General features: G+C 29.6%; 12 protein-coding genes. 11 read left to right on the top strand and 1 reads right to left on the bottom strand.

Going from position 1 to position 11,919, the window contains the following annotated elements:
• From agaV to NSA23_RS09925, 7 genes are all read left to right on the top strand, one after another.
• Positions 1–474: a PTS N-acetylgalactosamine transporter subunit IIB gene (gene agaV, locus NSA23_RS09955; RefSeq protein ID WP_042683424.1), complete on the top strand. Its 474-nt coding sequence runs from the start codon at positions 1–3 to the stop codon at positions 472–474.
• A 51-nt stretch (positions 475–525) separates the two neighbouring features.
• Positions 526–1,293 carry a PTS N-acetylgalactosamine transporter subunit IIC gene (gene agaW / locus NSA23_RS09950; protein WP_042683425.1) on the top strand — a complete coding sequence of 256 codons (768 nt, stop codon included), beginning with the start codon at positions 526–528 and terminating at the stop codon, positions 1,291–1,293.
• Positions 1,283–2,101 (top strand): PTS system mannose/fructose/sorbose family transporter subunit IID, encoded by an 819-nt coding sequence (locus NSA23_RS09945; RefSeq protein ID WP_042683426.1) that lies wholly within the window; start codon positions 1,283–1,285, stop codon positions 2,099–2,101. Before agaW ends, NSA23_RS09945 begins: the two co-directional genes overlap by 11 nt.
• A 6-nt stretch (positions 2,102–2,107) precedes the next feature.
• Positions 2,108–2,518, top strand: a complete 411-nt coding sequence (gene agaF, locus NSA23_RS09940) for a PTS galactosamine/N-acetylgalactosamine transporter subunit IIA (protein ID WP_081915293.1) — start codon at positions 2,108–2,110, stop codon at positions 2,516–2,518.
• A gap of 214 nt (positions 2,519–2,732) precedes the next feature.
• A complete protein-coding gene (locus NSA23_RS09935; RefSeq protein ID WP_257490494.1) occupies positions 2,733–3,791 on the top strand; it encodes an endonuclease/exonuclease/phosphatase family protein in 1,059 nt (352 codons plus the stop codon).
• A 76-nt stretch (positions 3,792–3,867) separates the two neighbouring features.
• Entirely contained in the window at positions 3,868–3,993 is a 126-nt protein-coding gene (locus NSA23_RS09930) for a hypothetical protein (protein ID WP_257490493.1), read from the top strand.
• Between the two features lie 2 nt (positions 3,994–3,995).
• Positions 3,996–4,124, top strand: a complete 129-nt coding sequence (locus tag NSA23_RS09925; RefSeq protein WP_257490492.1) for a hypothetical protein — start codon at positions 3,996–3,998, stop codon at positions 4,122–4,124.
• Between the two features lie 174 nt (positions 4,125–4,298).
• Here the strand turns inward: NSA23_RS09925 and namA are convergent, their stop codons facing one another.
• Positions 4,299–5,321 carry an NADPH dehydrogenase NamA gene (gene namA, locus NSA23_RS09920; RefSeq protein WP_257490491.1) on the bottom strand — a complete coding sequence of 341 codons (1,023 nt, stop codon included), beginning with the start codon at positions 5,319–5,321 and terminating at the stop codon, positions 4,299–4,301.
• Between the two features lie 294 nt (positions 5,322–5,615).
• Here namA and NSA23_RS09915 point away from each other — a divergent pair, with 294 nt between their 5' ends.
• The 4 genes from NSA23_RS09915 to NSA23_RS09900 all read left to right on the top strand — a co-directional run bounded on the left by NSA23_RS09915 (position 5,616) and on the right by NSA23_RS09900 (position 11,876).
• A complete protein-coding gene (locus tag NSA23_RS09915; protein ID WP_257490490.1) occupies positions 5,616–6,485 on the top strand; it encodes a hypothetical protein in 870 nt (289 codons plus the stop codon).
• Between the two features lie 768 nt (positions 6,486–7,253).
• Positions 7,254–8,720 carry a PTS fructose transporter subunit IIC gene (locus NSA23_RS09910; RefSeq protein WP_257490489.1) on the top strand — a complete coding sequence of 489 codons (1,467 nt, stop codon included), beginning with the start codon at positions 7,254–7,256 and terminating at the stop codon, positions 8,718–8,720.
• A 2-nt stretch (positions 8,721–8,722) separates the two neighbouring features.
• Positions 8,723–9,178: a PTS sugar transporter subunit IIA gene (locus NSA23_RS09905; RefSeq protein ID WP_042683432.1), complete on the top strand. Its 456-nt coding sequence runs from the start codon at positions 8,723–8,725 to the stop codon at positions 9,176–9,178.
• 67 nt (positions 9,179–9,245) lie between these two features.
• Positions 9,246–11,876 carry a glycoside hydrolase family 38 N-terminal domain-containing protein gene (locus tag NSA23_RS09900; RefSeq protein ID WP_257490488.1) on the top strand — a complete coding sequence of 877 codons (2,631 nt, stop codon included), beginning with the start codon at positions 9,246–9,248 and terminating at the stop codon, positions 11,874–11,876.
• Positions 11,877–11,919: the final 43 nt, after the last annotated feature.

Raw genomic sequence — 11,919 nt, 5'->3', positions numbered from 1 at the left:
ATGGCTAATATATTATTAACAAGAATTGATAATAGATTAATTCATGGACAAGTTGCAGTAACATGGGTTAATCATATAGGAGCCAATTTAATATTAGTTGCAGATGATAAAGTTGCCGAGAACAGTATCCAACAAAGTTTAATGGATATGGCAGTTCCAGATGTTATTGAAACAAGATATTTTACTGTACAAGAGACAATAGACAATATAGGATATGCAGCTGATGATCAACTTATATTTTTAGTAGTCAGAACTCCACAAACACTTTTAAGACTAGTAGAAGGCGGTGTTTCAATAGACAAAGTAAATGTAGGTAATATGCACTATAGCGAAGGTAAAGAACAAATTATAAGTACTGTTTCCGTTGATGAAAAAGATATTGAAACTTTTAAAAAATTAGATGAACTAGGTGTGAAGATGGATGTTAGAAGAGTTCCAGATGAGAGAGGAAAGAATATTATGGATTTGATTTAAGAAATAAACTCCTCTATGGGAGTTTTATATAAAAAATAAGGGGGGAGCGTTATGTTAGGAAAATCATTATTGATAGCCTTGTGGGCAGGAATTGCAGGAATAGATCTTTTTAACGGGTTATTTCATATACATAGACCCGTATTTACAGGAATGATTGTAGGTCTTATACTGGGGGATATGAAAACAGGGCTAATTACTGGTGCTACTCTTGAGTTAATTTGGATGGGAGCAGTACCATTGGCAGGTGCACAACCACCTAATGTAGTTATTGGTGGTATTGTAGGAACTGCATTTGCAATATTAACAAAGCAAGATCCAAAAGTAGCAGTAGGTATAGCAGTGCCTTTTGCAGTGGCTGTACAAGGAGCAATAACTTTAATATTTACAGCATTTTCTCCAGTTATGCATAAAGCAGATGAGTATGCTAAAAATACAGATATTAAAGGCATCGAAAGAATTAATTATTTAGGAATGTTGATTTTATTTATTTTCTATGCAATAATTGCTTTTCTACCAGTATATTTTGGAGCAGAAGCTGCAGAATCTGTTGTAGCTAAAATGCCTGAATGGTTAATAGGAGGATTAGAAGTTGCAGGTGGAATTATGCCAGCAATAGGATTTGCTATGCTATTAAAAATTATGTACAAGAAAGAGTATATGGCATTTTTAATTATTGGTTTTGTGCTTGTAGCATATTTTGAATTACCAATATTAGGGGTAGCATTATTAGGATTAGCCATATCTTTATATGACTATTATTCAAATAAGATAAAAGGAAAAGGTTCTCATAGAAAGGAGGCTCGTACTAATGGAATCTAATTATACTTATAAAGATCCAAGCACAAATAATGTTATTACCAAGAAAGATCTAAATAAAATGACTTGGAGATCATTATTTTTACAGGCATCTTTTAATTATGAAAGAATGCAAGCAGGTGGTTGGCTTTATGGTTTACTACCAGGACTTAAAAAGATTCATAAAAATAAAGAAGACTTATCTAATTCTATGAATATGCATATGGAATTTTTTAATACCCATCCTTTTCTAGTAACATTTATAATGGGAATAGTTATTGCCATGGAAGAGAGAAAAGAAGAGCCAGATACTATTAGAGCTGTTAAAGTTGCAACTATGGGACCTCTTGGTGGTATAGGAGATGCCATATGCTGGTTAACTCTTCTACCCATTGCATCTGGTATAGGGGCCTCAATGGCCATTAAAGGAAATATTGCAGGACCATTTATATTTTTGATAATATTTAACGCAATCCATTTTGTTCTTAGATTTGGACTTATGAATTATGGATATAGTACAGGAGTTAGTGCTGTTAAACAGTTAGGAGAACAAACTAAAGCATTTTCAAGAGCTGCTTCTATAGTAGGGTTAACAGTAGTAGGTGCTTTAGTAGCTTCTTATATTTCTTTAGGAACACCTGTAGTTATCACAGCAGGAGGAGCAGATATAAAATTACAAGCAGAAGTGTTAGATCAAATAATGCCAAAATTGTTACCAGCATTATATACATTTTGGATGTATAAATTGTTGAAGAAAGATTATTCCCCAATTGTCTTAATATTGCTTACTGTAGTAATAGGTATAGTGGGAAGACTTTTAACAATATTATAAAAAAAGGTGATTAAATTGATAGGTATTATAATAGTAGGTCATGGTGAATTTGCTAAAGGACTTATTAGTTCAGTAGATGTAATAGCTGGAGAACAAAAATATTTACAAGGTGTAGAATTTAGACTAGACCATTCAACAGAAGATCTAGAAAACAATATAAAAAAGAAAATAGAAACTATGAAAGAATGTAGTGGATTACTTTTCTTAACAGATATTGTCGGAGGTACCCCTTTTAAAACCTGTGTATTATTATCACAAGATATAAAAAATAGCAAGGTTTTATCTGGAGTAAATTTATCAATATTATTAGAGGCTATTATGCAAAAAAACACAAAAGATATAGAAGCTCTTAAGGAGAATATAATAAAAATAGGTAAAGAAGGGATAGTATCTTTCGATTTAAAAGAAATGAAATAAGAATAAGTTTAAATTAGCCGCGTTTTTATTGCGGCTAATTTTTTAATTTTAATATTTACATGTTAAGAGTTTCACATATGGTAAGTCAAGAAATATTCAATAGATTTTATATCTTGTTAATTATCCTATAAAATATTCGGATAAGAACTATTCATAGAATTATCGAAATATATTAGCATACATGTTAAAATACATTGAAGGGGGAGGGTATATGATGAATTTTTTAAAAGGATTGGGATGGGTTGTAGGAATAGTTATTTGTATATTTCTAGTATATTTATTAGTTATGATTATTACTGATTACAGACCAGAAGACAAAATACCTTTAAAAGTAGAAAATCAACAAAAACAGAAAATCCAGAAGGATAAGGTTTTCACTGTTGATACATACAATATAGGATACTGTGGTATGGATAAAGATCAAGACTTTTTTATGGATGGAGGGAAGGGTTCTAGATCTTCAAGCAAAGAAAAAACAATTGAAAACTTAAATGGAATAACAGAGTTTTTAGCTAATAATGATTCTACATTTGTATTTGTTCAGGAAGTCGATACAAATGCAACAAGGAGCTTCCATGTAAATCAATATGAACATTTAAAAAACAATCTAAAAGATTATTCATCAAGTTTTGCAATTAATTATAAAACTTTATGGGTGCCAGTTCCAATGTTGAAACCTCATGGAAGAGTTAACTCAGCTGGCTTGGTCACATTATCTAAATATAGTGTAGATAGTGCAACTAGATATCAATTTCCTGGAAAAGAAAGTTGGCCACGTCAATTAGCTGAATTAGATAGATGTTTTTTAGAAAGCAGAATTTCATTAGAGAATGGGAAAGAACTAGTTTTGATAAACTCTCATTTTTCTGCTTATGATAAAGGTGGAAAAATTAGAGTGCAACAACTTGGATTTTTAAAAGAATATATAGATAAGGAATATAAAAATGGGAACTATGTAGTAGTTGGAGGAGATTGGAATCATTTAATGCCAACGACAGATCCTTCTATATTTAAAACTACAGAAGAATGGCCTGATTGGCTCCAAAAAATACCAGATGATTTCAAACCTGAAGGGTTTACTTGGGCAGTAGATAAAAATGTACCAACTACGAGGACGGACGCTACACCTTATGTAAAAGATGTTAATTTCACTGCAGTAATAGATGGCTATTTAGTCTCTGACAATATTGAAATCTTAAATGTTAAGGGACATTCTCTAGATTTTCAATATACAGATCATAATCCTGTAACCATGGAATTTAAATTAAAGTAGATAGGGAAAAATACTTTGCAAAGGAAAAAGTAAGGCGAGATGACATATCTAGATTAAAATATGCGGAAAAAAAGGCATGGAAAAGAAGGAGATAGAAATAGTCAAGAAATTAATAAATATGAATCTTTCATTAGAACAAATAATGGAAGTAATAGAATTAACTGAAAAGCATATAAAAGAAATAAAATCTAAATTATCTTAAGAATGGCATCGGGATATTTTGTTTGGTACATTTTAGAAGAAAAATTAGATACTGAATTTTTAAAGAGAAATTTATTTAAAGATAAATCTGGAGTGGAGGATTTATTAAATCATTTTATAGAAAGGAATTGAAGTACTGAAAATGGTTTTAACATGGAAGATATTATGGAATTAATAGGTCTTGATAGAGAAGAAATTAAAAGAACTGAAAAAGAAATAATCTGAATGTTCATAGACTATAATGGCCAAATATTAATATTTGGCCATTATAGTCTATACTTTTTTAGTAGAATAAACTAAAATACATTAAATTTTAGCTCTTCTATAAGAATGAGGCCATTCTATATCTTGATCTAATTTATTGGCAGCTTCCAATGGCCAATAAGGATTTCTAAGTAATTCTCTTCCCAAAAATATAAAATCTGCCCTATTATTTTTGAGTATTTCTTCAGCCATTTCTGGTTCTGTAATTAAACCACCAGCTATAACTGGTAGTCCAGTTCCTTTTTTAATGGTTTCTGCAAAAGGCACTTGATATCCGGGATAGACATCAATATTAGCAGGAACTACAGCTCCAGAACTTACATCTATTATATCTATACCTTCATTTTTTACTAAGTTTATAATATGGACTAAATCTTCTGGATGATTTCCATCATTAACATATTCTTCACCAGAAATCCTTAATATTATAGGCTTATCTTCAGGCCATACTGTCTTTATTGTTCTTATTATCTCTTTTAGAAATCTAGCCCTATTTTGTGGATTTCCACCGTACTCATCTTTTCTTTTGTTAGTCAGTGGTGATAAAAATTCATTAATTAAATATCCATGAGCTCCATGAATTTCAATAGCATCAAATCCAGCTTTTTCTGCCCTTTCAGCACCTTCTTTAAAGGAATCTATTACAGTTTTTATATCATCTTTAGTCATTTCTTTTGGAGTAGAATAACTATTATCAAAAGCAATAGGAGATGGAGCAATAATTCTCTCAGATTTTACTTCACATTTTCTCCCAGCGTGACCTAACTGAATGCTAACTTTTGCACCAAGAGATTTAGAACTTTTAACTATCTTTGACAATCCTTCTATATGAGAATCATCCCAGATTCCTAAATCTCCATTTTTTATCCTGCCTCTACTTTCTACTGCTGTTGCTTCTAAGATTATAAGACCAGTACCACCAATGGCTCTGGAAGCATAATGAATTTCATGCCAATCTTTAGCATAACCTTCATCATCAGAGGCAACCATACACATTGGAGCCATTACTATACGATTTTTTAATTCTAAGCTTTTAATCTTAACATCTGAAAAGAGTTTTTTCATATAAGATCCCTCCATTATGAATATTATATACCCAATACCATTATCTTTATGATGACTCTAAAAATAGAGCTGTATTTTCATATTTCGACATATTTATAGTAATGGTAATATAGATATTGATTTTACTATAAAAAGTCTTAATATGTTAACATATTATATGAACTAGATTTTAGTTTTATTTATAATTATAAATTAGATTTTGTCACTTGGATTACAGACTTTCCGATATGATTATAAGGCTTTTATTAAACAGGAGAAAATTTTTTGAGGATTTTCAATTTTGGGGGGATAGATTTGATTAAGAATATTTATAAAGAGTTAGAAAAATTTGGGATATCTAAACAAAACTATTTGGATCTAAAAGAAATTCGAAATAAAGATGGGATTTATCTTTTTAGAGTAATATATGGAAATAGCTCTTATATACTCAAATATTTTCAAAATATAGAATATACAAGAGAAATTAAGAATTATTTCATTCTTAAAGAATTAAACATACCAACAATTGAGGTAGTTGGACATACGGGCAAATCTTTGTTATTAGAGGACTTAGAAAAAAGTAAAACATATAGATTAGGAATAGAATCTGATTTATCCGATATTGAAGTAGCAGAGGATTTGGCAGAATGGTATAAAAAATTACACAATGAAGGTGCAAAATATGTATCTAATAAAGATAATATATTTTATAGACAAGCAGATGTTATTACTAAAGAAAATATTGAACTAATAAAAAACAGAACTAAGACAGAAGACAATCATGTGTGGCAGCTAATAATAGATAATTTAGATTTAATTTTCACTAAGATTGGAGAAGTTGAGCAAACATTGACTTATAACGATTTTTATTGGACAAACTTGGCGGTAAGTCATGACAAGAAAGAAGCAATAATGTTCGATTATAATTTTCTAGGAATTGGATTTAGATATAATGATATTAGAAATGTATGTTTATCGCTATCAAAAGAAGCTAGAAAAGCATTTGTTGAAAAATACGGTAAAATTAATGAAACTGAAAAAATAATTGATAACGGCATATCAACCCTTATTACTTTAATATTTGCATATAAAAGACCAGAGTTTCCAAAATGGGGTCAAGAATCATTAAAGTCAGTTTATAGTGGTGAGTTAGAAAAAGCTATTATTAAGATATTAGAATTATAAAATGAGCACTGGGGCGTTTTGTTTGACACATTTTAGAGAATACACAATCACAGGAGATTTATTAATTACTCGTGCTAATTTTCTATTATTTTTGTTATCGACTACTAATAGGGCAAAACCCCTGGGAAGTCGACGACAGGCTATTTTTTATAAAAGTTAGTAATGGCAATATATAGGAAGGATTATATTAAATATATGTAATAGTCTAAGGTTTTTAAGCAATTTGACATAAATAAAAGAATATAGTAATATCAAGGTATCCAAATGCTATTAGTCTACCTATAAGGAATTGAAACTTATTTTTCACTCCTCAATTAAGGAATTGAAACTTTAAGGAGATGATATTATAGAAGAAACTATGAAAGTTATACCCAACCTTACTCCAATGATAAAAAATTTAGTTTTAACCATTATTATATGTTTAGCTGTTTTTATCGTATTAGTAAAAATTTTCTACAAAATAAAATAGAGAGTAAAATATTAAACATGTGTTTAACATTTTACTCTAAATAATAAGGCATTAGTCTACCTATAAGGAATTGAAACTTGAAAGAGCCATAACAAGGCTCTTTTTTTATCTAAAATTATTAATCTATTCATTTATTGCTCCTATACCAATCTATTATTTTTTTATCCAAAATTATTAATGAAATTTTTTTCAAAAAAATCATATAAAAAGATACTAGAACCTATATGAGTTGAAATCGTTTACATCAGTAACTGTCAAGGATATAATATAGTAGAAATAATAAGGGGGGCATGAAAAAAGTGAGTAAAAAAATTGTAGCAGTAACAGCCTGTGCAGCAGGTATAGCTCATACATATATGGCAGCAGAATCTTTAGAAAAAGCTGCAAAAGAGATGGGATATGATATAAAAGTTGAAACAAATGGAACTATAGGAGCAGAAAATGTTTTAACAAAAGAGGATATTGAAGATTCAGATGTAGCAATAATAGCTGCTGATATCAATGTGGAGCTTGTAAGATTTACAGGTAAAAAGATATATCAAACTAAATCTATAGAGGCTATAAAAGATTCTAAAGTACTTATAAATACAGCTCTTGAAAGTGGAGAAATTTTCGGTAAAAAAGGAACTAAAGTTGGAGATATAACATTAGGAAAAACTAAAGAAGATGGAGTTATCAAACATCTTATGAATGGTATATCATACATGATACCTATGTGTATAGCAGCAGGACTTATACTTGCTATAGCGAATGTATTTGCATTTCAAAAAGATGAGCTAGGCAGAATAGTAAATTGGGGATTTGACACATCCACAACTATGGGATTTTTTATGTCTAAAATGTTCCAAGTAGGGCAGGTTGGTTTTAAATTAATGATACCTTTGTTTGCTGGTTTTGTTGCAAAATCTATAGGAGATAGACCAGCTATAGCTCCAGCCATGATAGGAGCATATATAGTAAATGATCCTGAAATATTAGGAACTGAAGCAGGAAGTGGATTTATAGGAGCTATTATAGTGGCATTTATAGTAGGATATATGATAAAAGGTTTAAAGAAAATAAAATGGCCTAAAATATTGCAACCACTTGTACCTATAATGATATTACCACTTATAGCAACATTTGCAATATCAGTAATAGTGTTATTTGTAATAGGTAAACCTATAGCTGGAATAATGAATGGATTATACGATGGACTTACATATCTTAACAATACTCATGCATCAGCGCCTATAATAATGGGAGCTATAATAGGTGCCATGATAGGATTTGATTTAGGTGGACCAATAAATAAAACAGCATTAATATTTGGTACAACTATATTTACAGATACAGTTACTAAATATGGAATTCAACAAGCTAATTTTGTTCCAGGCACTGCAGCACAGGCAGCAATATCAGTAGCACCTTTAGGTGTTTGGTTAGCGACTATACTATTTAAAGATAAATTTACATCTACAGAAAAAGTATCTGCTAATGCAGCATTTGCTATGGGAATGGTAGGGGTTACAGAGGGTGCTATACCTTTCGTAGCATCGGAACCTGTTAAAATGATAGTAGCTAATGTTGCAGGTTCAGCAGTTGCAGGAGCATTGGTAGCAAAGTTTGGATGTAAATTTTATGGTGGTATAGGTTCACCTTTAGGGACTATAGTAGGATATATAGAACAACCAATTCCAATAATAACATGGGTATTTTCCATATCCGTAGGAGTTCTTGTTACAGCACTTATTATAGGATTTAGTAGAAAGAAGGTAGAAGGTTAAATATGAATAAAGAAGTATTTGACATAGAACATATATATTTTGACAATAATTCAGAAACGAAAGATCAGGTATTTGAAAGATTTGCTAGTGTAGCATTTAAACAAGGATATGTAAAATCAAAAGAGGATTATTTAAAAGGTTTACATCAAAGAGAAGATGAAGTTACTACTGGGTTTAAAGATGGAATTGCTATACCCCATTGTAAAAATTCTACAGTTATAAAGCCAGGAGTATTCTTAATAAAATTGAGTAATCCAATAGAATGGAATTCTTTAGATGGAAAACCTATAAAAGTTGCATTTGGTCTTGCTATACCAGAAGATGGAAATGCTCAACATCTTAAAATACTAAGTTCTATTGCTAGAAAATTAATAGATAATGAGTTTGTTAATATGCTTTTAGAAGAAGATGACACGGAAAAACTTTATAATATTGTAAGTTCAATAGAAATTAAATAAAAAACTAAACTTTCCTCCTTTACTAGTGTAATTATTAGTTTAGGAGGTTTATAAAAAGGAGGAAAAAGTGAAAAAAATACATGTAATAGCACATACACATTGGGATTTTGAATGGTATTTTTCTGCAAATGAATCTTTAATACAATTGATATATCATATGGATGAAGTTTTGAAAGCTTTAGAGGAAGGGATTATTGATTATTATCTTCTAGATGGACAACTTAGTATTTTAAAGGATTATTTAGAAGTATGTCCAAATAAAGAAGATAGGATAAGAAAACTTATATCCACTGGCAAATTAATAACTGGACCATGGTACACTCAAACAGATCAGATGATAATATCTGGAGAATCTATTGTAAGAAATTTAAAAATAGGAATAGATATGGCAAAAGATTTAGGTGGATATATGAATATAGGGTATGTACCAGACTCATTTGGTCAAAGTATAGATGCTCCACAAATATATAATGGGATGGGTATAGATAAAGTAGTGTTTTGGAGAGGAATAACAAAGGAAATATCCCCATATAGAGAATTTTGGTGGAGTAGCGAAGATGGAAGTGAAGTTCTAGCATACAATATAAAAAATGGTTATTTCATAGGTGGAAATCTAATATATTCAGAAGATGAAAAATGGTTAATGGAAACTATTGAAAAAGATACAATATATAATAATATTCCTCTGCCAGTGGGAGGAGATCAAAGGTATGTAGACTTTAATTTAAAATCTAGAATAGAGGAATTTAATAAAAGATTAAAGGGAAAGTATTATCTCAAAGAAAGTACTTATGAAAAAATGTTTGATGATATTTTGGCAGAAGATAAACCCTTGAATAAAATACAAGGAGAATTTTTATATAGTGAAGATTCAAAGATACACAGATCTATATATTCTTCAAGATATGACCATAAATATTTAAATGATAAAGTAGAAAGAAGATTAATATATCAAGTAGAGCCCTTAATGGTAATAGGAGAACAATTTGGAATAGAGTATAAAAACCAATTAGTACAAAATATATGGGAAGTGATACTTAGAAATCATGCCCATGATAGTGCTGGAGGATGCAATACAGATAAAACAAATAAAGTAATATTAAGTAGATATGAAAAAGCAGAACAGATGTCTTACTCTACAGTAGATTATCTTGTTAGAAAAATAAGTGAATCTAGAGTTGATTCGAAAAAGAATGATATAACAATATTTAACACATTACCTTATACAAGATACAAAGTAATAAAGATTGAAGTTAGTACAAAGGATAAGAATTTCGCACTATTTGATGGTGAAGATAAAATAGAATACCAGGTGCTTAATAGAACAAAAGAATATAGTGGTGTTATAAGTAGAAACAAGGAAGATTATAAAAAAGATTTATATTATTATGTAACGAAAATAGCTTTTCCTATAAGCTTAAAGCCTATGGGGTACAAGACTATAAAGTTAGTAGAAGGAGAACAAAGCTTTACGGAAACAGAAGCAAATGTAGACAATTATATAGAGAGTGAAAAGATAAAGATAGAATTAGAAAACGGAAAGATAAATATAATAGATAAAGAAAAAAACAAAATATATAAAGATGCCATATATATAGAAGAATCAGGAGATGAAGGAGATACTTATGACTATTCTCCTCCGTATAATGATAGAATATATAAATTTGATTTTAAACATAGTATCATAGATACAAAACATGGAAAATATGTGGATGTTATAAGATTAAAAGGCAATTATGAATTACCTAAGGACTTAGAAAGTAGAAAAAAAGATTTAATAGATAGTTATGTAGAGTATGATTTACAAATAGAGCTTACAAAAGATTCTAAACTAATAGAATGCAATATGAAAATAAACAATAATGTAAAAGATCATAGAATGAGGATAATATTTAATACTGGTATAAAATCAAAATATTCTTATGCAGATACACCTTTTGGCTATATAAGAAGGGAGACGGTACCTAAGCATATAGATGATTGGAGAGAAATAGGGTGGAAGGAAGAACCAACTCCTATATATCCAATGTTAAGCTATGTAAATCTTAATGAAGATGAAAACAGTTTTACAGTAATGTCAAAGGGCATTAAGGAATATGAAATAGTAGGTGATAGAAAAGACAAAGTAGCTCTTACTTTATTTAGAAGTGTAGGATATTTAGGAAGACCAGAACTTTTAAGAAGACCAGGAGTTGCCTCGGGAAATCAATTTAAGTACATAGAAACGCCTGATAGCCAATTATTAAAACAGTTACATTTTAAATTTGCTATAGATTTAGACAGGAAATTTTCTCCATATAAAATAAAGAAAAAGTATATAAATTATTCTATATCTACACCGTATTATCAAATACAAGAGTTAAATAAGTTTACTAATACATTAAAATACTTTGTAAGCAATAAATTATCCCATAAACTTCCCAATGAATTTAATCTATTAGATATGGATGAGATAGATGGTATAATAGTAAGTGCCATTAAGAAAAGCGACAATGGAGATGGGTATATATTGAGATTATACAATCCTTCAAAAGAATTTATCAAAAATGGAGGAAATATAAAGATAAACAAAACCCTAGAATCTATCGAATTGATAGATATGAAAGAAGATAAGATAGAAAGTATAAAGGGTTCTAATATCCTAAATATAGGATCATTCAATCCTAAGGAGATAAAAAACTATAGAATAAGGATGTAAAATATAATCTGTTACTTTGAGGTGAAGAAATTGGGGAAAAATT

It is taken from the genome of Anaerosalibacter massiliensis, from assembly GCF_024623155.1.
Classification (GTDB): domain Bacteria; phylum Bacillota; class Clostridia; order Tissierellales; family Sporanaerobacteraceae; genus Anaerosalibacter; species Anaerosalibacter massiliensis.
Note: the sequence above shows the minus strand (reverse complement) of the source record. Positions and strands in the feature narration are given on the sequence as shown.